This is a genomic window from Marmoricola sp. URHA0025 HA25, from assembly GCF_054059435.1.
Genome location: NZ_JBSSCD010000001.1, coordinates 642,018 through 664,580, shown reverse-complemented (window position 1 = coordinate 664,580; position 22,563 = coordinate 642,018). Strand labels below are relative to the sequence as shown.

22 protein-coding genes and 1 tRNA gene are annotated in these 22,563 nt (G+C 69.4%); 11 read left to right on the top strand and 12 right to left on the bottom strand.

Annotated elements, in window-relative coordinates; all coding sequences use genetic code 11:
* The first annotated feature begins 46 nt into the window (after positions 1-46).
* Positions 47-700 carry a hypothetical protein gene (locus tag ACVW00_RS03165; protein ID WP_457109449.1) on the top strand — a complete coding sequence of 218 codons (654 nt, stop codon included), beginning with the start codon at positions 47-49 and terminating at the stop codon, positions 698-700.
* 165 nt (positions 701-865) lie between these two features.
* Positions 866-2,107, top strand: coding sequence for a hypothetical protein (locus ACVW00_RS03160; protein ID WP_457109448.1), 1,242 nt, complete (start codon positions 866-868; stop codon positions 2,105-2,107).
* 392 nt (positions 2,108-2,499) lie between these two features.
* Here ACVW00_RS03160 and ACVW00_RS03155 read toward each other — a convergent pair whose 3' ends face one another.
* Together ACVW00_RS03155 and ACVW00_RS03150 are read right to left on the bottom strand one after the other, a co-directional pair.
* Positions 2,500-2,871 carry a hypothetical protein gene (locus ACVW00_RS03155; protein WP_457109447.1) on the bottom strand — a complete coding sequence of 124 codons (372 nt, stop codon included), beginning with the start codon at positions 2,869-2,871 and terminating at the stop codon, positions 2,500-2,502.
* Between the two features lie 665 nt (positions 2,872-3,536).
* Positions 3,537-5,009: a recombinase family protein gene (locus tag ACVW00_RS03150; RefSeq protein ID WP_457109446.1), complete on the bottom strand. Its 1,473-nt coding sequence runs from the start codon at positions 5,007-5,009 to the stop codon at positions 3,537-3,539.
* A gap of 192 nt (positions 5,010-5,201) precedes the next feature.
* On the opposite strand from ACVW00_RS03150, the gene ACVW00_RS03145 reads away from it, so the two are divergent.
* A complete protein-coding gene (locus tag ACVW00_RS03145; protein ID WP_457109445.1) occupies positions 5,202-5,987 on the top strand; it encodes an alpha/beta fold hydrolase in 786 nt (261 codons plus the stop codon).
* Positions 5,988-6,038: 51 nt separating this feature from the next.
* Here ACVW00_RS03145 and ACVW00_RS03140 read toward each other — a convergent pair whose 3' ends face one another.
* Positions 6,039-6,650, bottom strand: a complete 612-nt coding sequence (locus ACVW00_RS03140) for a LysE family translocator (protein WP_457109444.1) — start codon at positions 6,648-6,650, stop codon at positions 6,039-6,041.
* Here ACVW00_RS03140 and ACVW00_RS03135 point away from each other — a divergent pair.
* Both ACVW00_RS03135 and ACVW00_RS03130 read left to right on the top strand, forming a co-directional pair.
* A complete protein-coding gene (locus tag ACVW00_RS03135) occupies positions 6,649-6,876 on the top strand; it encodes a hypothetical protein (protein ID WP_457109443.1) in 228 nt (75 codons plus the stop codon). The two genes, ACVW00_RS03140 and ACVW00_RS03135, sit on opposite strands and share 2 nt — an antisense overlap.
* Entirely contained in the window at positions 6,876-7,061 is a 186-nt protein-coding gene (locus ACVW00_RS03130; protein ID WP_457109442.1) for a hypothetical protein, read from the top strand. The genes ACVW00_RS03135 and ACVW00_RS03130 overlap by 1 nt, the downstream gene beginning before the upstream one ends.
* Here ACVW00_RS03130 and ACVW00_RS03125 read toward each other — a convergent pair.
* Entirely contained in the window at positions 7,015-7,482 is a 468-nt protein-coding gene (locus ACVW00_RS03125; RefSeq protein WP_457109441.1) for a potassium channel family protein, read from the bottom strand. The two genes, ACVW00_RS03130 and ACVW00_RS03125, sit on opposite strands and share 47 nt — an antisense overlap.
* Before the next feature lie 90 nt (positions 7,483-7,572).
* On the opposite strand from ACVW00_RS03125, the gene ACVW00_RS03120 reads away from it, so the two are divergent.
* Positions 7,573-9,360: a glycoside hydrolase family 2 protein gene (locus ACVW00_RS03120; RefSeq protein ID WP_457109440.1), complete on the top strand. Its 1,788-nt coding sequence runs from the start codon at positions 7,573-7,575 to the stop codon at positions 9,358-9,360.
* On the opposite strand, the gene ACVW00_RS03115 is transcribed toward ACVW00_RS03120, so the two are convergent.
* Positions 9,347-9,982, bottom strand: a complete 636-nt coding sequence (locus ACVW00_RS03115) for an IMPACT family protein (protein ID WP_457109439.1) — start codon at positions 9,980-9,982, stop codon at positions 9,347-9,349. The genes ACVW00_RS03120 and ACVW00_RS03115 overlap by 14 nt on opposite strands.
* Before the next feature lie 206 nt (positions 9,983-10,188).
* Positions 10,189-11,580, bottom strand: coding sequence for a cystathionine beta-synthase (locus ACVW00_RS03110; RefSeq protein ID WP_457109438.1), 1,392 nt, complete (start codon positions 11,578-11,580; stop codon positions 10,189-10,191).
* A gap of 127 nt (positions 11,581-11,707) precedes the next feature.
* Between ACVW00_RS03110 and ACVW00_RS03105 the strand changes: the two genes are divergently transcribed.
* Entirely contained in the window at positions 11,708-13,012 is a 1,305-nt protein-coding gene (locus tag ACVW00_RS03105) for a peptidoglycan DD-metalloendopeptidase family protein (RefSeq protein ID WP_457109437.1), read from the top strand.
* A gap of 59 nt (positions 13,013-13,071) precedes the next feature.
* Positions 13,072-14,100, top strand: a complete 1,029-nt coding sequence (locus ACVW00_RS03100; protein WP_457109436.1) for an SGNH/GDSL hydrolase family protein — start codon at positions 13,072-13,074, stop codon at positions 14,098-14,100.
* A 29-nt stretch (positions 14,101-14,129) separates the two neighbouring features.
* Here the strand turns inward: ACVW00_RS03100 and ACVW00_RS03095 are convergent, their stop codons facing one another.
* Positions 14,130-14,957 (bottom strand): Bax inhibitor-1/YccA family protein, encoded by an 828-nt coding sequence (locus ACVW00_RS03095; RefSeq protein ID WP_457109435.1) that lies wholly within the window; start codon positions 14,955-14,957, stop codon positions 14,130-14,132.
* Between the two features lie 86 nt (positions 14,958-15,043).
* Positions 15,044-16,507, bottom strand: a complete 1,464-nt coding sequence (locus ACVW00_RS03090) for a cellulase family glycosylhydrolase (RefSeq protein ID WP_457109434.1) — start codon at positions 16,505-16,507, stop codon at positions 15,044-15,046.
* A gap of 92 nt (positions 16,508-16,599) precedes the next feature.
* Between ACVW00_RS03090 and ACVW00_RS03085 the strand changes: the two genes are divergently transcribed.
* Genes ACVW00_RS03085 through ACVW00_RS03075 form a run of 3 tightly spaced genes read left to right on the top strand, consistent with a single transcriptional unit; the run spans position 16,600 to position 19,008 of the window.
* Entirely contained in the window at positions 16,600-17,292 is a 693-nt protein-coding gene (locus ACVW00_RS03085) for a hypothetical protein (RefSeq protein ID WP_457109433.1), read from the top strand.
* A gap of 31 nt (positions 17,293-17,323) precedes the next feature.
* Positions 17,324-18,403, top strand: a complete 1,080-nt coding sequence (locus ACVW00_RS03080) for a DNA adenine methylase (protein WP_457109432.1) — start codon at positions 17,324-17,326, stop codon at positions 18,401-18,403.
* Between the two features lie 50 nt (positions 18,404-18,453).
* Positions 18,454-19,008 carry a hemerythrin domain-containing protein gene (locus tag ACVW00_RS03075; protein ID WP_457109431.1) on the top strand — a complete coding sequence of 185 codons (555 nt, stop codon included), beginning with the start codon at positions 18,454-18,456 and terminating at the stop codon, positions 19,006-19,008.
* Positions 19,009-19,014: 6 nt separating this feature from the next.
* Here ACVW00_RS03075 and ACVW00_RS03070 read toward each other — a convergent pair whose 3' ends face one another.
* From ACVW00_RS03070 to ACVW00_RS03055, 4 genes are all read right to left on the bottom strand, one after another.
* Positions 19,015-19,626, bottom strand: coding sequence for an FMN-binding negative transcriptional regulator (locus ACVW00_RS03070; RefSeq protein WP_457109430.1), 612 nt, complete (start codon positions 19,624-19,626; stop codon positions 19,015-19,017).
* Between the two features lie 40 nt (positions 19,627-19,666).
* Positions 19,667-20,875, bottom strand: a complete 1,209-nt coding sequence (locus ACVW00_RS03065; protein WP_457109429.1) for an acetyl-CoA hydrolase/transferase family protein — start codon at positions 20,873-20,875, stop codon at positions 19,667-19,669.
* 121 nt (positions 20,876-20,996) lie between these two features.
* Positions 20,997-22,394: a chromate efflux transporter gene (gene chrA, locus ACVW00_RS03060; protein WP_457109428.1), complete on the bottom strand. Its 1,398-nt coding sequence runs from the start codon at positions 22,392-22,394 to the stop codon at positions 20,997-20,999.
* Positions 22,395-22,463: 69 nt separating this feature from the next.
* A tRNA-Leu gene (locus tag ACVW00_RS03055) sits at positions 22,464-22,537 on the bottom strand.
* Positions 22,538-22,563: the final 26 nt, after the last annotated feature.

Here is a 22,563-nt window from a genome sequence, read left to right as displayed (position 1 = left end):
GAACCCTTTCAATAAACCGGGATGGCAGGACCCTATCTTTGATCCCATGTCAGAGGCGATCTGGGGCGCACACGTGCTCGACACTTTCGTGGCACCGCGCCTGTCCACGTTCACGAACGCAGCGATCCCGGACATGTCCAGCCAAGACTCACAGCAGGAGCGTTGGTCAGCGAACTACCTGCTCAACACCGCCATGAGCACTAGGTTCCGCGCGCCGCTCCGGCAACAGGTGACCAATGCGCTTCGCCACACACAGTCCGCGTTCTCCTCGTACGCGCTGGCCCGCGAAGCGACCAACGACTATCTGAGCGCATCTCCGAGGCCGATGCTCTACCTGCGCAGCATTGGCCACTGGGAGGACTTCCTGGCCCACGCCTGGCAGGCGTACAACTTCATCGGCCGCGGGAAGAAGGACATGTTCGTCAAGGCCGACGGCTCGGTCATTCAGCGGTTGTACGACCTCAACGCCCGCGCCCGGCACGCAGCGGAGGCGATCGAACGTGCTGGCACCGACGAGGCGGCCCCCACGATCACCGTGTGGCTGGAGAATGACGGCCTGCACAGCGGCTCGCACGTGCTGACGTTCGTTGAGTGCTCTGCGGCTCTGATCGCGCTCGCACACCTCGCCAACGCCATGCAGGACCCCGCCGCGATGCGCGAGACATTGGAACGGATCGCCGCGGGAGACGACTCCGTGTAAGCCCGCGGTGTCGCTAACCGTCCCGTAGCGCGGGCGCGTGAGTAGTGACTCCGCGGACTGAGACTCCCCGGCAGACCGTCTGCGCCGGCGCCGGACCCCTCCCCAGAACGGGCCCCGGAGGTTACATTCCCCGCCCCGGGATGCCCGGGCGCTGAGGAGGATGACGTGATCGACGCCGACGACTGGGCCGGCTACGGGATCGACCCTGACCAGGTCGACTCGTGGCGCAACGCGGGTTTTTCATCCGAGCAGGCGGGAGGGTGGAGCGCCATGCTCGACGGCCTGTACGAACGCTCCGAGTTCACTGACGGCGTGATGGTGCGCGTTGCCTCGGCGTGGACGGTCGCCGGATTCACGGTCGACGAGGCTGCGAAGTGGATCGACGGCCTGGCCTGGACCGCGTTGGCTGACTGTCCGGCGGTTGCACGGGAGTGGTTGTCGGCTGGCGTGGTTCCCGAGATGGCTTGCGTGTGGGAGGAGCGCGAGCGTCCCGACATCGCGGTGCACTATCAGCAACACGGGTGGCGACCGTGGCATCGCGATCTGCTCCTCGCCCTCCTCGACCCCGGCACTGCACGTGAGATGGCCGCGGAAACCGTGCCGTACAGAGCTGACACCGCTGCCCTCCGTCGGTACCTGGTAGAGAGCGGCATCCCGGCCGGTCATGTCCTCGACTACGTAAAGGCTGGTGTCCCGATCGTCGACTTGGACGCCTACGAGCGAATGCGCACCTTCGGCGGCAAGATCGACGGCCTGCTCGAGGACCTGGCGGACCGGCTCGAACGACCCTACGGCTATGCGTACCGAGCGGACCAGATCACAGTTGGTCGGAGACAGGCGTTCCACCTGTGGCCGATCGTGGACGGCGAACCCGACCCGTTCGATGTGGAGCATGTCCCAGTTCCGCCCCTGCCGTGCGACTGGAGCTGCCCGGTCGTTCTTCGGCTCTGGGCTGACCAAGGCGAGCCGGCGACCCGGATCGACACCGACGAGTGGGTTGCCGGCACCTCATGGGGTGTCGAGGCGTATCCGCCGATCTTGAGCTGGTCCGACGCCGACCACGGAACCGTCGAGGCGGCCTTCCGGAAGGGTCTGACTCCCGAGCAAGAGTGCACCGTCGAGTGGCCGCCTGTCGCCACCTTGCGAGCGAATGGTCGAGTTGAAGGGCCTCCGGCCGTGCCTTGCGAGAGTCACGAGGATTTCGCGGCATGGTGCTGGACATGTGAGGCGCCGACAGAACCGCCGACTGTCGCCCCGGCGGAGTTCCAGTGGTACGTAGAGGTCGTCGTACGCGGCCTGGACGGCAATGGCGTCGTGCTGACACAGGACTCCGAGGTCCACCACATCGCGTCGACCTTCTTGGACCCGCGGTCGGTCGAGTACCGAGAGATCGCCCGCTTGTCCTGAGTTGGGGGACCGCGTACGCGAGCGCGGAGCCCCCAACGCGCGCGCGTGAAGGACGTACACCAAAACCACACGCCGGCGGCGGGTTGTCGTACCCGGTCCCAGTGGTCAATGCCGTCGACGACAGCAATGGCGGGGAGGCCGCGGCGTTGGCCTCTGCGCGGCGCCGCGAGTGCTCGGCGAGGACGTTGGCCCACCCGCCGGGAAGGTACTCGCCGTCCAGGCGCCAGAAGTGCTTCGTAGGCCGGCGTACCGGGCTTCCACCGTTCATTTCCAAGTGGTGGAGCATCCGGTCAGGCATGAACATCTCTTTGAGGATGTACCCGGCATCCGAACGCACGTTAGTGACAAGGCGCAGATGCACTCGCGTCCCGAATCCCGTGTCGGCAACGGCCTCAGACCAGGCGCCGCGGCCGGGCACGGTGCCGTAAGCGAGCAGGTGCAGGTGATGTTGGTGCTCGCCGGCGTCCCCCCTGGTTGCACTCGACGGACTGGACAGCCTCGAACTGGTAGCCCTTGCGCCGCAGCCGACGGAATACCTCTGTCATCACCTCGCCGATCTTGATGGGGTCATCGCCGATATCGGTAAGCGTGACGAGATGGGTCGGACAGGCCAGGGCGATCGCGCGGATGCGGCGCGCAGCGTTGTACGGGCCGCAAGCGGGGCAGGTGTTCGCGCCGCACATGTCGGGCAACATCTCGCCTGTCATCCAGTCGATGTGCTCGGAGTGCCGGCGGGCGCACAGCGGTGTGGCCTTCCCGGTCACCTATGACCCCCAGGACGACAGCTGGTTGGAAACCGGCGCACCTAGGACAAGGAGATGTTCCGTGGGGTCGCCGGACCCGATCCAGACCGGACGGTCGAGGGCGACGGAAGCCGCGGGGGTCGCCATAGTGGCTCCTGCACCTTGCAGTTGCCGGCCCGCGGCGGTCGTCGAAAATCACCGCGGGTATCGGCGCTGCTCATCGAGCAGCCGGACGCAAGGTGGGCCACGCGAAGTGCTTACGTCGCCCGCTACGAAGTCCGTGTCCGTTGGCACACCCCAACCGGCAGTACCGACACGTGCCCACGCAGTCATCGGCACCAACCAAGGCGCGGGTCGTCTCGGGGCGGGGCACTGCCGCGGTCCCTAAAGCGCGTCGGAAGCGTGGGACGATTGAGCTACGAACTCGAACTGGAAGGAGACCGATTGAAGTAGACGGAGCCCCGTCGCCGGCACCGACGACCGAGCCCTTGCGATATGAGAACCCAGATCGCGGTAAAGCCGCCCCACCTGATGAACCTGCCCGACCGCGAGGTCGACCGAATCACCGCCGCGGCTCGTGAAGCCGCTCAAGTGGCACCCCGGATGGGCAGCCAGCTCAGTTCCGATACCGCCACCCTCTTCGGGTTGACGGTCGTGCGTCAGCCGTCAACGGCTACCGGTGCCGCCTAGTCTTCACGCCAGGCGAGCCGCACGCCGTTCGGGTCGAACGGCTTCCGGCCACCTCCGACGGGGAGCACCACGACCGAGTGAAGGTGCCGAAAGATCACCGATCGCTTCCAGTCAAGGTCGTCGGTTCGCTGTGCCCACTCGGCTCGGAGGTCTACTGGGGTCGCACCGGCGCGCGCACGCTGAAAGACCCAAAGGTCCTTGGCGCGTCGGCTCTCACCGATTTGCTTGTCGATTGACCGCAGCATCGGAAAGTAGGACTCATCCGAGACTCCGTCGGCGCTCCACGACTCCATCAGCGACCGCCGCTTGGCGACCAGGCGATCGAGGGCGACCTGTCCATCCCAGTCGTCGAGAGCGTCGGCGGTGAGGTCGAGACCCTCGGCCCTGACGAGCACCGCCTCGATCACATAGGCGTCCAGTACGTCTCCGCGCCGACCGATCCCACCGCAGCCACCTTCCGCCCGGGACGGGCACACGTACATGTGCGTGGACTTGCCTCTGCGTGGATCGACTCTGAGCGCCTTCATGCACAGCTCGCTGTTTGGCCCAGGCTTGCCGCATCGAGCAAGCCCGGACAGCAGGTATTTCCGACGATCCCAGCCCGCATCGAGAGTGCCTAGGGGCCCGCCTGGCCCGAAGGCCTGACGCTTCCGGCTCTCGAGGATCGCGTTCGCCGCAGACCAGGTGTCCGTGTCCACCAGGGGGCGCCACTCGCCGATGATCGGGGTGCCGGTCCCGTCGGTGACAATCCCGCCGTGCAGCCTGCGCCAGCCGCAGAGCCGTGGATTGCCGATCCACTTGCGAAGCGCGTCCATGGACCAAGGGTTGCCTAGGCTCGTTGTCACACCCGCGTCCTGCAACTCACGCACCAGACTGTGGAGTGTGCGCCCGGCAAGGAACCCTTCGATCACACGCCGGCCCGCGGCGGCCTCCATCGGGTCTAGTTCGATCTTGTCCGGCTGCCAGCCGAACGGACGGGTCCCGCCCACAACCTTGCCTGTCTGGGCCGACTGCAAGTGCTTGCGGGCCAGACGCTCGCCAATCCGCTCCGCCTCCGCCGCGTCGATGTTGCCCTTCATGCGCGCCCACATCCTGCCGTCGACGGTCGACAGGTCGTCCTTGCCGCTGACCACGGTGTGGAACTCGACGCCGGTCTGCTCGTGCAGAGTGATCAAGGCTTCGAGCTCAGCTGGGCGTCTTGTCAGGCGAGAGTTGCTATATGAGTACACGCGGGCGATCCGACCCTCGGCGATCAGGGCGAGCAGTCGCTTCCAGTCGTCGCGTTGCTTGCGGCTTTTCGACGACGCGCTTCGGTCGTTGTCCCTGAAAATGTAGTCGGCGGCGATCGACGGGCGGCCGTCCCGTGCTGCAAGCTTCTGCGCATCCTCGATCTGCCGTTCCACGCCGAGCTCCCGGCCTTCGGGGTCGCTGCTGATCCGGGCGTAGATTGCATCTCGGCGGACGCTCATGCCCACACACTAAACGACTGCATGCGTACGACTGCTACCACCAGCAGTACCTGCTGAAGAACCCCAACGGCTACCGCTGCCACTCGGCCACCGGGATCAAGGTGCCCTCCGCCTGAGGTCGAGCGACAGGCTCAGCCGGCCGTTCATCGGTTGAGCCTGTCGAAGCCGCTGCGCACGGGTCATGCTGACCCCATGGGGTACGACATGGTGCGCGCCGGCACCGGGCCGAGGCTGGTGCTCCTGCACTCCGGTTTCCACACGTGGGTCGAGTTCCGCCGGTTGGTCCGCCTGCTGGCTGAGGACTTCGACGTACTCGCGACGACCCAGCCCGGGAGTGCTGGGGGACCGCCTCTCGATCCGCGCCGCTCCATGCTCGAACAGCACGCCGACTACGTCGAGACCGTTCTGGACGACCTGGGGTGGCACGAAGGTGTGACCGCGGTGGGCAGCTCCTTCGGTGGGGTCCTCGGGATCGAGGTGCTCGGTCGTGGTCGAGCCGAGCGGGTGGTGGCACTTGCGCCGCCGTGGGTCAGCGGCGCGGGGCTTCCTTACTACGCGACCCTGTTCTCCTCAGTGCTGCCGGCGGTCCGGCTGAGTCGTCCGCTCTGGCCGTACTCGACCAGGTCGGCGACCATCAACGGACTGTGGTTCCACCAGTCCCGCCGGCCGACGCAGCTCGACAGAGCCGATGTCAGCGCCCTCCTCGACTCGGTTGCTCGGTTCCCCTTCTTCCGAACTGGGCTGTCGGCCAGGGCGCGAGGTCCGGGAATGCCCAACCTGAGCGCCGTCGACTCGGCTCGGGTGACGCTCGTCTGGGGCAGCCGCGACTTCCTGGTGCCGCGCTGGATGCGAGACCGGTGGTCCGCAGCGCTGCCGCAAGCGTCGGTCGTCCAGCTCCCGGGCTTCGCCCACCAGCCGCACGTGCAGGACGCGCGCGCAATCGCATCCGTCGTGCGGGACACGACCGCCGCCGGATGAATTGAACGAGAGCCCGGGGTCAGCGATACCCGTTGCAGTTCTTCAGCAGCGTCACCGGGACTCGACCGCGAGCCGTGCCCCGAGCAGGGCGAACGACGCGGCGAACGTCTTCCGGATCCGGTCCACCAGTCGCGGGCGCGAGAGCACCCGGTCGCGCATGACGCCGGCCGCCATGCCGTACAGCGCGAACACCGCGAAGGTCATCGCCATGAAGACACCGCCGAGCAGGAGCATCTGCACGGTCGCCGACGGTCCCGAGTGGGAGACGAACTGCGGCAGGAAGGCGAAGAAGAAGATCGTCAGCTTGGGGTTGAGGAGGTTCACCGTGATGCCGGAGACGATCACCGCGCGTCGCGAGCTCGCTCGGGGCGCGTCCTCCACCCGCAGAGCCCCGGTGTCGCGCCAGGTGCTCCACGCCATCCAGAGGAGGTAGGCGACCCCGAGGTACTTGATCGCGGCGAACGCCACGCCGCTCGCGTGCAGCACTGCGGCCAGCCCCGTGACCGCGGCCACCAGGTGCGGCACCGTGCCGAGCGTGCAGGCGAACGCAGCGAGCAACGACGCCCGGGTGCCGCGCGCGAGGCCCGCGCCGATCGTGAAGAGCGCGCCGGTGCCGGGTGTCGCCACGATCACCAGAGCGGTCAGCAGGAAGGCAGTGCTCATGAACGGATGCTCGCAGGCCTCCACGACGGCCGGCAATCTGTTTGACGCCCACGAGCGGGGGTACCGCCGGCACATGCGGCTCGCGCTCGCCGTCCTCGTCCCGGCTCTGGCACTCACGTCGGTCGGACTGGCGTTCGCCGCCGCCGTGTGCGTGCTCACCGCGGCGATCGTGTGGGTCGCGTACGGCGTGGCCCGCATCTCGCTCGAGCCGGACCGGAGGCCGTGATGGGACGGATGTCCGCGGTCTTCGGGCTGGTCGCCCTCGCTGTCCTGCTCGCCGTCGTCGGGCTCGCGTTCACCGCCGTGAAGTGGCTGCTGATCGTGGCGGCGGCCGTTTTCCTGCTCGGCGTGCTGCGCGCGCTGGTCAGCGCTCGCGGCGGCTCGACTCCAGGCGGTCCAGACGCTCGTTGAGCCGGGCCAGCTCGCGGAGGATCTCGGCGAGGGACGCCTCCGTGCGCTCCTCCTCGGCCTCGATCTTGCGCACGTCGCGCAGCACGTCGAGCTCGGAGAAGAACCAGGTCACGACGGTCGCGGTGATCACCCCGACGAGCGCGACCCCGATCACCATCAGCGCCGATGCGATCCATCGACCGGGCACGGTCGTCGGGTGGTGGTCGCCGTACCCGACCGTGGTGATGGTCTCCATCGCCCACCAGACCGAATCGCCGTAGCCGCGGATGTTCGACCCGGCAGCATGGCGCTCGGCCAGCCACAGAAGCCATGAGGACACCCCGACGATCACCGAGGTGACCAGGCTGACCGCCACGACCACGCGCAGGTGGAAGGCACGCAACCGCCAGCTGTCCACCGCGACGTTCTTCGCGTTCGCCACGTCGACGTCCTCTCGTCCACGGACATCATGCCGGTCGGCTCGACCACCGGTGGCGGTGCCTGTCGAAACCGCGCGCACTAGCCTCGGCGTGTGCTGACTCGCTGGGGGCGCGACCTCGATCCCGACCGCCCGCTCCCGGAGTACCCGCGGCCGCAGCTCGTGCGCCCCGACCACACCTGGGTGAACCTCAACGGGCGCTGGCAGTACGCCTTCGGCACCGACCGGCGCCCCGAGGCGTGGGACGGCGAGATCGTGGTGCCCTTCTCCCCCGAGACGGTCCTCTCCGGCGTCGGCCGGCAGCTCCAGCCCGACGCGTGGCTCTGGTACCACCGGACCTTCCTGCCGCCAGCGGGTCCGGCCGGCGGGCGCGTGCTGCTGCACTTCGGCGCGGTCGACCAGAGCTGCACCGTGTGGGTCAACGGGGTCGAGCTCGGTGGGCACACCGGCGGCTACCTGCCGTTCACGCTCGACGTGACCGATGCCCTGGTGCCCGGTCGGGAGCAGACGCTCGAGGTGCGGGTCCGCGACCTCTCCGAGACGGGCCTGCACGCGCGCGGCAAGCAGCGCCTGGACCGCGGCACGATCTGGTACACCGCCCAGTCCGGCATCTGGCAGACGGTGTGGGTCGAGTCCGTGCCGCAGCGGTACGTCGACTCGCTGCTGATCACCCCGCACCTGGAGCAGGGCGTGCTCGAGGTGGTGGTGAAGGTGCGGGGAGCGGGATCTCGACAGGCTCGATCACCGGTGGCCGTCACCGTCCGCGACGACGGGCACGTGGTGGCCCAGGAGACCGGCGCCGCAGGCGAGCCGATCCGGCTGACCGTCCCTGACCCGCACCCGTGGACGCCTGCGGACCCGCACCTCTACGACCTGGAGGTCTCGGTCGAGGGTGACGGTCAGGGCGACTCCGTCACGTCGTACGCCGCGATGCGCAGCCTCGGGATCGGCGAGGACGACCGCGGGCGGCGCCGGTTCCTGCTCAACGGCGAACCGGTCTGGCACCTCGGCGTCCTCGACCAGGGCTACTGGCCCGACGGCCTCCTCACCGCATCCAGCGACGACGCGATGGTGCACGACATCCTCGCGATGAAGTCGCTCGGCTTCACCGTGCTGCGCAAGCACGTGAAGATCGAGCCGCTGCGCTGGTACCACCACTGCGACCGCCTCGGCATGCTCGTCTGGCAGGACATGGTCAACGGCGGCGGCCGCTACCGGCACCTGGTCGCCAACCTCCCCGCCACCCGGCCGATCCGGATCTCCGACCGCCGCCACAAGCTCTACTTCCGGGACGACACGGAGTCACGGGCAGAGTTCCGGGAGGAGGTGCGCCAGACGGTCGCGCTCCTCCGGAACGTCCCGTCGATCGCCGTGTGGGTGCCGTTCAACGAGGCCTGGGGGCAGTTCGACGCCAACGAGGTCGCCGACGAGGTGAAGGCCCTCGACCCGACGCGGGCGGTCAACCACGCCAGCGGCTGGATCGACCAGGGCGGCGGGGACATCAGGAGCTTCCACAGCTACCTCCGCCCGTTCCGGCTGGCCGGACGGTGGCGGCGCCGGCTGCGGCTCCGGGCCGAGCGCCGCGTCCTCGCGCTCGCCGAGTACGGCGGCTACAGCCTCAAGGTGCCCGGCCACGACTGGAGCACCCGGGAGTTCGGCTACCGCCACTTCGAGTCGAGCCAGGAGCTCGCCGAGGGGTTCGAGGCGCTCCATCGCGAGCAGGTCGAGCCCGCGCTCCGCGGCGGACTGGCGGCCACCTTCTACACGCAGCTCAGCGACGTGGAGGACGAGCTCAACGGCCTGCTCACCTGGGACCGCGAAGTGCTGAAGATCCCGGAGAGCACCGTCCGCGAGGCCGTCGACCGGCTCAGGGAGTGCTGACCGGGCTGTCCACCCAGCGACGGCCGCGATGCAGGAGCTGCGCGGCACCCTCGGTCAGCTCGGCCACGATCTCCTCCGCCACGGGCACGGCGACCAGGGGCACTGCCATCGAGAGCGTCGCCATGTCGGTGTAGTCGATGTTGAGGACCTTGGTCCCGCGCGACCGGAGCTCGTGCTCGAGCCGGCCGGCCGCGGCGAGGTCCACCGTCACCTCGCACAGCTCCTGCTCCACCCGCTGGACCAGCGGCGTGACGTCGAGGGCCGCGCGCACCGCGTCGGCGTACGCCCGGCTGAGCCCGCCGGTGCCGAGCAGCGTGCCGCCGAACCACCGCGTCACCACGGCGACCACGTCGCTGAGCTCGCGACCGCGGAGGACCTCGAGCATGGGAGCGCCGCCGGTGCCCGGCGGCTCGCCGTCGTCGCTGGACCGCTCCACGGCGCGGTCGGGCCCCAGCACGAAGGCCGAGCAGTGGTGCCGGGCGTCCCAGTGCTCGCGGCGCGCCTGCTCGATGACGCTGCGCGCGGAGAACTCGTCCTCGACGCGCTCGAGGATGCAGAGGAAGCGCGACTTGCTGACCACGACCTCGGCCTGGCCGCCGCCGGCAAGCGTGAGGTAGGTCATCGCTCCAACTCTCCCTCGCGGGCCGGAGCGGCCCAGGACCGTCCGGGCGGTGGCGGGGTACCCCTCCCAGGATCACCCCGCCACCTGATCCGTCGTGCGCGTAGCCCGAAGGCCCGCGCTGCACCCGAACGGATCCCGGCCGCATCCATGTGGGGTACGGACTGCGCGGCCGGTGAGGTCACTTTAAGCCATCCCGCAAGGGGGCACTAACGGAAGGCGGCAATGAAGGTCAGCAGGTCCGCCCTGGTGAGTACGCCGACCGGCCGGCCGTCCTCCTGGACCAGCAGGGCGTCGGCCGTCTCGAGCGCCGCGATCGCCTCCTTGACGCCCTCGGTGGCCCCGATCTCGGGCAGCGGCGGGCTCATGTGCGCCTCGACCTGGTCCGCCAGCTTGGCGGTGCCGGCGAACAGCGCGTCCAGCAGCGCCCGCTCGGAGACCGATCCGGAGACCTCGGCCGCCATCACCGGCGGCTCGGCCCGCACGACGGGCATCTGGGAGACGCCGTACTCCTTGAGGATGTTGATCGCCTCGGCGACCGTCTCGGTCGGGTGCGTGTGCACCAGGTCGGGAAGTCCGCCGCTCTTTGCGCGGAGCACCTCGCCGACGGTCTGCTCGTCCTTGGCCTGCAGGAAGCCGAAGCGCGCGAGCCACTCGTCGTTGAACACCTTGGTGAGGTAGCCGCGGCCCGAGTCCGGCAGCAGCACCACGATGACGGCATCCTCGGCACCGGGCTGCCCGTCGAGCTCGTGGGCCAGCTGGATCGCCGCGTGCGCGACCATGCCCGACGACCCGCCGACGAGCAGGCCCTCCTCACGCGCCAGCCGCCGCGTCATCGCGAAGGAGTCGGCATCGGAGACCTCGATGACCCGGTCGGCGACGCCGGGGTCGTAGGTCTCCGGCCAGAAGTCCTCGCCGACGCCCTCGACGAGGTAGGGCCGGCCGGTGCCGCCGGAGTACACCGACCCGGCCGGGTCGGCGCCGATCACCTGGATCCCGGAGTTCTGCTCCTTCAGGAATCGACCGACGCCGCTGATCGTGCCCCCGGTGCCCATGCCCGCGACGAAGTGGGTGATCCGTCCGTCGGTCTGCCGCCAGATCTCCGGACCGGTCTCCTCGTAGTGCGAGCGCGGGTTGTTGGGGTTGGAGTACTGGTCGGGCTTCCACGCTCCGGGCTGGGCGGCCAGCTTGTCGGAGACGTTGTAGTAGCTGTCCGGGTGCTCGGGCGCGACCGCGGTCGGGCAGACGACCACCTCGGCGCCGTACGCCTTGAGCACGTTGCGCTTGTCCTCGCTGACCTTGTCGGGGCAGACGAAGATGCACTTGTAGCCGCGCTGCTGGGCGACCAGCGCGAGCCCCACCCCGGTGTTGCCGGAGGTCGGCTCGACGATCGTGCCGCCCGGCTGCAGGGCGCCCGACTGCTCGGCAGCGTCGACCATCCGGCGGGCGATCCGGTCCTTCACCGAGCCGCCCGGGTTGAGGTACTCGACCTTCGCGAGGACCAGGGGTCCGGGGCGGTCGGAGGGACGGTCCAGGGTCCTGTCGAGCTTCACCAGCGGGGTGTTGCCGATCAGGTCGAGGACGGAGTTGGCGAAGTCCATGCGGTCAACCTATCGCGGGATTTTCGAGAATTACATTGTTGTGATTTGCAAGCACCGACACGCCACTTGAGTAACTTTTTTTCACACGGGCCCCAAAATTCCGCCGATTTGGGTCATACTTCTGCGCGTGACGACTACGAAGAGACTCGCCGCTGCCGCTGCCGGCGTCCTCGCCCTCGGCCTGCTGTCCGCCCCCATCATCTCCTCCGGCCCGGCGAGCGCGCAGCGCGCCCCGGAGGATCGGACCTCGACGCCGCCGAACGTGTACTTCCCGGTCGCCGGCAAGAACGTGCACGACCTGAAGAACTCCGGACAGCGGCCCGGCACCGAGATCAAGGCTCGCTGTGGCAACCGCGTCCGCGCCGCCCACCCCGGGGTCGCCATCGTCACCTCCTCGAAGACCAGCGGGCCCAACCTGGTGGGCATCGCGACCTCCGCCGGGCGCCTCACCACCTGGTACGGCTACATGAAGAAGTCGCTGGTCACCAGCGGCCAGCTCATCCAGGCCGGACAGGTGATCGGTCGCGTCGGCAAGGAGGGCAAGGCACCGTTCTGCGCCCTGTACTTCGCGGTGCGTGGCAACGACGGCAAGAACGTCAACCCGTCGCGCTGGCTCAACCGCCTCGTCGGCAAGCCGGTCAACACCACCAGCCTGTTCGACGACTGGGGCATCGTGGTTGCCAGCTTCAACACGCTCGGCGCGAGCCACACCCGCACCAGCGGCACCTACCCGACCGCCGACGTGCGTACGCCGGGCCAGGTCAACCTGCTCAACGGCTACGGCGTCGACGTGGTCGGCCTCCAGGAGTTCCAGCAGCCGCAGTACGACAGCTTCATGGCCGTGACGGCAGGCTCGTTCGGCATCTACCCCGACCCCGCCACGCTGGCCGACCCGGCGGCGCCGTTCCTGGTCGCCAACTACCACCCGACGGAGAACTCCATCGCCTGGCGCAGCTCCACGATGGAGCTCGTCAGCACCGACTCCATCCGGGTCCCCTACTTCGAGGGCTCGCGCCTCATGCCCATCGTGCAGCTGCGGGAGCGCGCCACCGGCCGGACCGCGTGGTTCATGAACGTGCACAACCCCGCCTCAGGTGTCGGCTACGGCAACATGGCGGCGAACCGCGCAGCGGCGATCGCGGTCGAGCGCGCGAAGATCATCGAGCTGCGCGCCACCGGCCGCCCGGTGTTCCTGACCGGCGACTTCAACGACCGGGCGCCGGCATTCTGCGGGATCACCACGGGCATGCTGGCGATCAGCCCGGACAGCGTCCCGTCGACGTCGTGCGCGATGCCCACGAGCAACGGCATCGACTGGATCTTCGCTGCCGGTCAGGCACGGTTCACCCGCTACGCGCGTGACTGGAAGCCGAAGACCCTGCGACTCACCGACCACCCGATCGTGTGGGCCCGGGCCCACCTCGCCGACTGACGCCTGCAGGACGGCCCCGCGCCTGAATATGGACGTGCGCCCGTCCGTAGGATTGGCGCGTGGGGAAAGCAGCAGCCGCCCGGAAGCTGGCCTCCGCCGCGGCGTTCGGCGGTGGTGGCCTGTCACTCCTCGGCGCCCTGTCCTACGGAGTGCTCCGGGTCGAGGCGAAGATCGCCCGCAACGCGATCGGCCGGATCGACGCACCCGTGCCGGACGCCACCGGCTGGTACGGCCGCGGCCGCCCCGGCCCGGCGATCAAGATCGCGCTCCTCGGTGACTCCAGCGCAGCGGGCTACGGCGTGGACACCGTCGAGCAGACCACCGGTGCGCTCCTCGGCTCCGCGGTGGCGGCCGCGGCCGACCGGCGCGTCCACCTGCGCACGTTCTGCTTCTCCGGAGCGAAGTCCATCCAGCTCGCCGAGCAGGTCGACGCAGCGGTGCTGACCGAGCCCGACGTCGCGGTGATCCTCGTCGGCGCCAACGACGTCACCAACCAGACGCTGCCCTCGGAGTCGGTGCGCTACCTCAGTGAGGCGGTCCGCCGGTTGCACGAGGCCGACATCGCCGTCGTCGTCGGCACCTGTCCGGACCTAGGCACGGTGCGGCCGATCCCGCAGCCGCTGCGCCAGGTCGCGCGCACGTGGTCGCGCAGGCTCGCGGCCGCGCAGGCGATCGCCGTCGTCGAGGCCGGCGGTCGGGCGGTGTCGCTGGGCTCGATCCTGGGGCCGGAGTTCGACGCCTCCCCCGCACTCCTGTTCGGACCCGACCGCTTCCACCCCTCCGCCGCCGGGTACGCCGCACTGGCCAGCGTGCTGGCCCCGTCCACGCTGGCCGCGCTCGGGCTCGCCCCGCCCGACGAGGAGGAGCCCGAGGCCCTGCGCGGCGAGGGCGTGCTCTCGATCGGCCGGGCCGCGGTGCAGGCCGCAAAGGTGCCCGGCACCGAGCTGGACGCGACCGAGGTCGACGGCGCCGCCCGCGGCATCGGTGGCCGCTGGGTGACGCTCATGCGCCGGCGCCGCCCGGCACCCGTGGACGCCGAAGCGCCCGACCCGGACGAGATCTCGTCCGAATCGGGCGCTCAGGTCTGAGCCTGCGGTTCCCGCACCGCGCCGGCTAGTCAGCGGCGGGTGAAGATCGCCAGGATCCGCAGCAGCTCGATGTAGATCCACACGATCGTGACGGTGAGGCCGAAGGCCGCGCGCCACGACTCGCGCTCGGGCAGGCCGGCCGCGATGCCGCGCTCGACGAAGTCGAAGTCGAGGATCAGCATCAGCACGCCGAGGCCGAGGCCCACGACGCTGGACAGCAGCCCCATCGGGCCGAGGCCGTTGAAGCCGAAGCTGGTGTGGAAGATGCTCAGCACGAAGTCGAGCAGCGAGACGGCGACGAAGCCGAACATCGCACCGATGACCCACTTGCGGAACCGGTTGCCGACCTGGATGTCGAAAACCTTGTAGGCGGTCAGCGTGCCGGCGACCGCGGCGACGGTGCCGAGCACCGCACCGACGATCACGCCTTCGCCGAACTGCAGCTGGAAGCTCTTGCTGATCGCACCGATGAAGACGCCCTCGAGGGCGGCGTAGCCGAGGACCAGCGCAGGGCTGACCACGCGCTTGAAGGAGTTCACCATCGCGAGCACGAAGCCACCGAGCGCGCCGACGATGCTCAGCGTGTACAGCGTCTGCGTCTTGCCCGAGTCGAGGACAGTCTGGCCGAACGAGTCCTGCGCGACGGGGTTGCCGGTCAGGATCCAGGTGGCAGCAGCCGCGAGGATCAGGACACCGAGGGTGGCGCCGGTCTTCTGCACGACCGTGTCGATCGTCATCCGGCCGGTGCCGGCCTGCGTGTGGGTGCTGGGGAGGCCCGCGCCGAAGTCGGCGTACGCCGTGCCGCCCTTGCCGTTGAAGCCCTCCGAGCGGGCGAAGACGGGGTTGTTGCTCTGCATGGTTGCTCCTGTCGTTGGCTCGAGCCTATCGAGTCGTCACCCACAACAACGAGCGGCGCGGCACACGATGTTCCCGCAGAGGTGGCTCAGGGGCGCGGCGTGACCGTGACCTGGATCTCCTCGTCGCTGTCGGCGTGGATGTCGACGTACGAGCCGTGCACCGCGACGTCGCCCGCCGAGGCGGTCACGTCGAAGCCGTGCGGCGAGGTCAGCGGGCTCACGAAGATCCGCGTCGGTGCGTGGATGGCCGGGCTGGCCCGGTAGCTCATCGTGAAGTGGCCGGTGACCGGGTCGTAGCCGTAGGACAGGTCCGTGCCCGCGGTCGCCTGCGGGTAGGTGCGCACGAGCTGGCGCAGCTTGGCGGTCTTCACCGTGCTGAGGTCGGCATCGTCGGCGAACAGGCCCTGCGAGGCGTCCGCGGTGGTCGGGTCGTCCCAGTGCTTGTAGGCCCAGTACATCCAGCCCATCTGGTGCTGGTCGGCCACGTCGGCGTCGATGCCGACCGCGTTGACGTCGTCGGTCGCGCCCCACTCGGTCATCAAGGGAGCCGCCTGCATGGTCGCGGCCTGGCTGAGGGCACCCTGCTCGCGGTTCTCGGTGAAGCTGCGGCAGTTGTCGGTGCTGATCAGCGGCAGCCCCGCGCTCTGAAGGAAGACCCAGGCGCAGTAGTTGTGCCAGGAGTAGCCGAGGTTCTGCTCGCCGCCGGGCGGAGCGGTGAAGAAGGACGGCGTCTCGACGCCGCCGTTGAACTGCTGCGGCTCCCACCACACGATGCCGTTCGGGTCGACCTGGCGCACCGCGGCCAGGCCCTTGGTCATCGCCGGCTGGAGCTCCTGGCTGTAGGTCAGCGGGCAGCCGGTGGTGACGCAGAGCGGCCACTCGATCCCGGCCCACGGCTCGTTCACGAGGTCGTAGCCCATGGAGTAGGGCTGGTCCTTGTAGTGCTGCGCGACCAGCTTCCAGTACGTCGCCCAGCTGTCCTGCACGCCACCGGCGTTCGCCCAGAAGTTGTCGAAGACGGTCGAGACCTCCGGCGTCCAGTAGCCCTCGGGGAACGGCACCGGCAGGTAGGGCAGCAGCGAGTAGGGGAACGGACGCCTCGCCGCCCACGCCGGCACGCCCTCACCGCCGTACGTCTCGTTCCACATGTCCTGGTGCTGGTCGAACTGCATCCAGATCCCGCGGTTCGCGAGCAGGTTCACCACGCGGTCCCACTTCTGGAAGTACGCCGGGTCGGCGACGCCCGGCTGGCTGGGCGTCACGCCGGCCCAGAGGACGCCCAGGCGAGCGCCGTTGAAGCCGTAGCGCTGCAGCCAGTCGGCATCAGCGGTCGTGAAGCCGCTGGGCGTGTCGGGAGGCGCATAGGGTGCGCGCTTCCAGACGAGGTTCAGGCCGTGGACGATGACGATCCGGCCGTACTGGTCGACGACGTACCGGCCCTCGCGGTGCAGGCGCGGCGTACCGCCGTCCGCCCTGGCCGCCCCGGGCGCCACGCCGGAGAGGCTGAGACCCAGCGCCGCGGTGAGCAGGACAGCAGCGAGCCGCCTCATCTGGTTCAGCCTCATGGTTCTGAAACGAGTTCTAGCCGCCGGAGTTACCCCCACCCGCTCGGTCGCGGCCGGCCATGTCGGATGATCGTGGCGTGACCGACGCTGCCAGGGGCGAGCCCGACGAAGAGCCGGACGACGCCTTCGTGGACCCCGCGGCCGCAGTCGTGGCCGGTGCGCAGCCGATCGGCTACGACGAGTTCGGGATGCGGTTCATGGACCTCGTCCTGCACCGCGACCGGGTGATGGAGTCGATCAACCGCGTGCTCGGCGAGGACTTCCAGCTCGGCCCGATCGGTGCCGGGCCGGGCCGCAAGGTCGCGAAGGTCACCGCGACCGGCACCTTCGGCAAGGCCTACGGCGAGGCGCTGCCGGACGTCGTCGGCTACGAGGTCAACCTGCCGGTCAACGTGACCTTCCACCTCGACCTCGGCGTCGACATGATGCGGTTCGACGCCGAGGTGCTGCTGCCGCTGCGGCTGACCATGGAGCTCGTCGAGCCGCTGACCATCCTGTGGCACATCACTCCGCCGTCGCCGGACGACGTCGCCATCGACGTGCACTCCGACAACCGGCGTTCCGCGGTGCTGCAGAAGCTGACCGGTCTCGACGGGGAGCTGCGACGCTTCATCGTCCGGTTCGTCGAGCGCGAGCTGGACAAGCCGCACGTCCGCAAGGCGATGCGGATCGACCTGGTCACGCTGATCGACAACGCCTGGGAGCACATCGCGTCACAGTTCCTGCCGTCGGCGGACACCGGACCGGTCAGGGACGAACCGACTCCCTGAAGAATCGGCCAACCCGGCGTACGGTCGAGCCGTGATCAAGTACCTCGGCTCGAAGCGGAGCCTCGTCCCGGTGCTGGGCGAGATCGCCGTGCGGGTCGGGGCACGGACGGCGGTCGACCTCTTCACCGGCACCACCCGCGTCGCGCAGGAGCTGAAGCGGCGAGGGCTGGAGGTGACCGCCACCGACGTCGCGACGTACAGCCAGGTGCTGAGCGACTGCTACATCGCCACCGATGCGGCAGCCGTCGACCTCGAGGAGCTCGACGACGAGCTCGCGCGCCTCGGCGGGCTGCCGGGCGAGCCGGGCTACTTCACCCGGACGTTCTGCGAGGAGGCGCGGTTCTTCCAGCCCAAGAACGGTGCGCGCGTGGACGCGATCCGGCACGCGATCGAGTCCGGGCACCGCGGCTCGCCGCTCTTCCCGATCCTGCTCACCAGCCTGATGCTGGCCGCAGACCGCGTCGACTCGACCACCGGCCTGCAGATGGCCTACCTCAAGCAGTGGGCGCCGCGGGCCCACCAGGACCTCGAGCTGCGGCGCCCCGAGCTGCTGCCCGGCCCGGGCACGACGGTGAGCGGCGACGCCATGGAGACCGTCGACCTGCTCGAGCCGGTCGACCTGATGTACCTCGACCCGCCGTACAACCAGCACCGCTACTTCACCAACTACCACATCTGGGAGACCCTCGTCCGCTGGGACGAGCCGGCGGCCTACGGCGTGGCGCGCAAGCGGATCGACAGCCGCGAGGAGTCGACGAAGAGCGTCTTCAACAACAAGCGCGCCATGCCGGCAGCGCTGGCCGAGCTGATCGGCCGGGTACGGGCCGACGTCGTCGTGATGTCCTACAACGACGAGTCCTGGGTGAGCGCCGACCAGCTCACCACGATGCTCCGCGACGCCGGGCACGAAGAGGTGCGGATGCTCGCCTTCGACAGCAAGCGGTACGTCGGCGCGCAGATCGGGATCTTCAACCCGTCCGGCGAGAAGGTGGGCCGGGTGTCCCGGCTCCGCAACGTGGAGTACGTCTTCGTCGCGGGCCCGCGCGAGCGGGTCGACGCCGCGGTCGGGGACGGCGACCTGGGCAGGCCCACCGCCGACGTGGTGGTCTGACCGCATTCGGGTACTGGGGCGTCGACCACGACCGACCCCGGAGGACCCAGATGGACTCGAACGTCGTCGACCTGATCATGAACGACCACCGTGAGCTCGAGCAGATCTTCGACCAGCTCATGGCCCAGCCGGACAAGCGGGCCAACCTCGTGCCGGTGATGATCACCCTGCTCACGGCGCACAGCCGCGCCGAGGAGTCCGAGGTGTATCCCGCGGCCGCCGACGCCGGCGGCAGCCATGACGTGCAGCACAGCCAGAAGGAGCACCTCGAGGCCGATCGGCTCGCCGCGAAGGTCGCCGACACCGACTACGACTCGCCTGAGTTTCCTCAGGCACTCCAGGAGCTCATCGACGCGGTCAAGCACCACGTCGACGAGGAGGAGTCCACGGTGCTGCCCGGCATGCGCCAGCACCTGGACCCGGCAAGGCTCGACGAGCTCGGGCAGGCGTTCCTGCGCAGCCGCGCCGAGCACCTCGGTGACATGCCCGAGGACATCACCAAGGACGAGCTGTTGCTGCAGGCGTCGAACGCCGAGGTGAGCGGGGTCTCCGGGATGTCGAAGGACGAGCTCAGGTCGACGCTGGAGGACCAGGCCGAGGAGTGATCCCGGTCAGGACAGGGTGCGGCGCATGTCGTCCGCCACGTCGTTGGCACCGACGTCCTCGAGGCCCTCGATCACGCCCGCGCGGTCCTCGTCGCTGCGGTTCTGGCTGAGCTTCGCCTTGGCCTCGATGCGTTCGACGGTGAGCTCGATGCCGACGATCGCCCGCAGCTGCTTCTCGATGTAGTCCGGCGGCGCGTCCTCGACCGACCAGGGCTGGGGCAGCCCTTGCTCGTGACGGGCGGTGAGCCCCTCGACGAGCTCGCGCAGCCAGGCGGTGTCGTGCAGGGCGCTGACCCGGCCGATGAGGTGCACCGCGGAGTAGTTCCAGGTGGGAACCACGCGGCCGTGCTCCCGCTTGGTCGCGTACCACCCAGGGGAGACGTACGCCTGGGCGCCGGCGACGATCGCCAGGGCCGGTGTCCCCGGCTCGATGACCTTCCAGTGCGGGTTGGCGCGCGCCATGTGCATGAGCAGGCGGTCGCCGTCGCGCAGGAACGGCATCAGCGTCGCCACGGGAAAGCCGTCGGGCCCGACAGTCACCAGCTCAGCGGTCGCCACCGAGTCGAGGAAGGCGGGGACGTCGGGATCGTCCATCCGGTTGAAGTGCGGCACGTACACGACCTCACAGTGCCACGCCCGGCGTACGTCGCGGAGGCGGTCAGGCCAGGCCGAGACCGACTGCCTGCTCCCAGAGGTCCTGCCGGACCTGCGGATGAGCCGCGTGCTCGATGATGTTGGCCGCCTGCTGCCGCTGGTCGAGGCCGAAGACCTCGGCGACTCCCTGCTCGGTCACCACCGCGGTCATCTGGAACGACGTCACCGGCTCGTCGACCAGCGACACGATCGTCGACACGTCGGCGCGCGGGTGCCAGGAGCGCAGGGCGATGAGCGCCTGACCGCCCGGGCTGTGCAGCGCGCCGACGATGAAGTCTGTCTGGCCCCCGAAGCCGGAGTGGATCCGCCGGCGCACACGTGAGGCGTTGGCCTGGCCGAAGAGGTCGACCTGGAGCGCCGTGTTGACCGACACCATGGACTGGTTGCGCGCGATCAGCGCCGGGTCGTTGGAGGTCTCGGTGCGGATCATCCGGACCCGCTCGTTGCGGTGCACCCAGGCGAGCAGCTCCTCGGAGCCGAACAGGAACGACGCCTGCACCGGCGTGCCCGGGTCGAGTGCCCCCGCGCTCTCCAGCGCCAGCACGCTGTCGGAGAACATCTCCGTCCAGACCTTCAGCCCGCGGCGGCCGCAGAGCCCGTAGAGGGTCGCGTCGGGCACGGCACCGATCCCCGCCTGCAGCGTCGCGCCGTCCGGGACGCGGTTCGCGACCAGCGACCCGATCCTCGCCGAGACCTCATCCACCGGCGTCGGCGCCGCTGTCGGGAGCGTCTCGTCCGCCTCGACCACCAGGTCGATCTGGTCGAGGTCGAGCTCGCCGTCGCCGAAGGTCCACGGCATGTGGTCGTTGACCTGGGCGACCACCTTGGCGCCACGTCGCCGCGCCGCCTCGACGGCGGCCGGCAGGACGTTCACCTCGACCCCGAGCGACACCTTGCCGTTGTGGGGGCGGGTCGTGTTGAGCACCACGAGGTCCGGCGCCATCGTCGTACGGAACAGGCTCGGCACCAGGGACAGCCGGCACGGGACGTAGCTGAGCCGCTCGCTGCGACGCATCCCGACGCCGACGAACGGGGTCTCGTAGGTGACGCCCTCACGATCAGGCAGACCGGCGGGCGCGTTGAGGACCCAGAGGCGGTACCGCTCCAGCGCCGCGTCCACCAGCTTGAGCGTGTGGAAGGGCACGGCGTGGTTGCCGCTGACAACCACACGTGGCTCGGCGGGCAGGCTTCGAAGGACGTCGGAGAGGTTCACGCTCCGATCCCATCAGGGCCGTGCGTCCCGCCGCCACGTGCGGAGGTCCCGAGTACGACGGTCCTTGGACAGGTCCGCCGCGCGGTGCCGCGCTCGGGTGAGCCGCCGCGCGACCGCCGGATCACGACGCCAGCACCTCGACGAGACCGGCCGCGAGACCGATGACAGCACACGCGCCGAGCGTGCGTAGCACGGACCACTTGAGGCGGAAGACCAGCAGCCCGGCAAGCGCGGCGACGGCGAGCGAGAGCAGCTTGATGCTCCCCAGGGACGGGACCTGGACGTGGACGAGCCCCCAGGACTCCGTGTGCACGTGGTCGAAGAGCGCGTGAATCGCGAAGTACACGGCGAGGTTGGCGATCACGCCGACGACCGCGGCCATGATCCCCGTCAACGCTGCTGACAGCGAGTGGTTGCCCCGGAGCCGCTCGACGTAGGGCGCACCCACGAAGACGAACACGAAGCACGGCACGAAGGTGACCCAGGTCGTCAGCAGCGAGGCCAGGACCGCCGCGACCCAGGGGTTCAGGGAGCCCGGGTCGTGGTAGGCACCGACGAAGGCCACAAACTGGACCACCATGATCAGCGGCCCGGGAGTAGTCTCTGCCAGCGCCAGTCCGGTGATCATCTGGCTCGGCGTGAGCCACCCGTAGAACTGCACGGCCTTCTGCGCGACGTACGCGAGCACGGCGTACGCGCCTCCGAACGTGATCAGCGCGGCACCGCTGAAGAACAGCGCCATGTCGGCGAACACGCTGTCCCGGCCTCCGAGCGCGACCACCAGTCCGACAGGGACCGCCCAGGCCACGAAGCCGAGGACCAGGATCTTCGCGGCATGGGTCCCGCTCGGCCGCTCGGCGTGCAGGGCGTCGTCGGAGATGAGTGGCGCCGGACCGTCGGGGAGGTCGGGCCCTTCCGCAGGAGCGTTCATCACGTGCGGCGCCCAGCGGCCCAGGGCCCACCCGATCGCGGCGGCGGCACCGATCACGAGCGGGAACGGGGTCTTGAACACCGACAGGGCGATGAACGCAGCCACGGCGAGCGCGATCAGGGCCGGGTGGCTCAAGGCCCTGCCGCCGACGCGCACGACGGCCTGGGCCACGATCACCAGGACGGCGGGCGCCACTGCGGCCAGCACGGCGGTCACGACGGTGGTGTCGCCGGCGCTCACGTACAGGGCCGAGAGTGCCAGGAGGGCGATCACACCGGGCAGCACGAACAGGATCCCGGCGATCAGCCCGCCGGCAACGCCGTTCAGCAGCCAGCCGATGTAGATCGCCAGCTGCTGAGCCTCGGGCCCCGGAAGCAGGGTGCAGAACGAGAGCGCGTGCAGGAACCGCCTCTGGCCGATCCAGCGCTTCTCGTCGACCAGCGAGCGCTGCATCACCGCGATCTGCCCCGCGGGACCACCGAACGTCTGCAGCGAGATGGCGAACCAGGCGCGAGTCGCCTCGCGCAGCGAGATCAGCGGCTCCAACGGGCGCGCCGCACCCTCGGGCTGGTCACCGGCCGACGTCACGGGTACTTCCTTCCACACCGAGCTCGACGGAAGCAACCAGGTCCAACCAGTGGGCGCTGGCGTGGGTCGTGCCCCGGGTGGGGGTCGAACCCACACTGAGCGGCTTTTAAGGCCGCTTCCTCTGCCGATTGGGATACCGGGGCCAGCGAAGACCCTAGGTCATCACGGC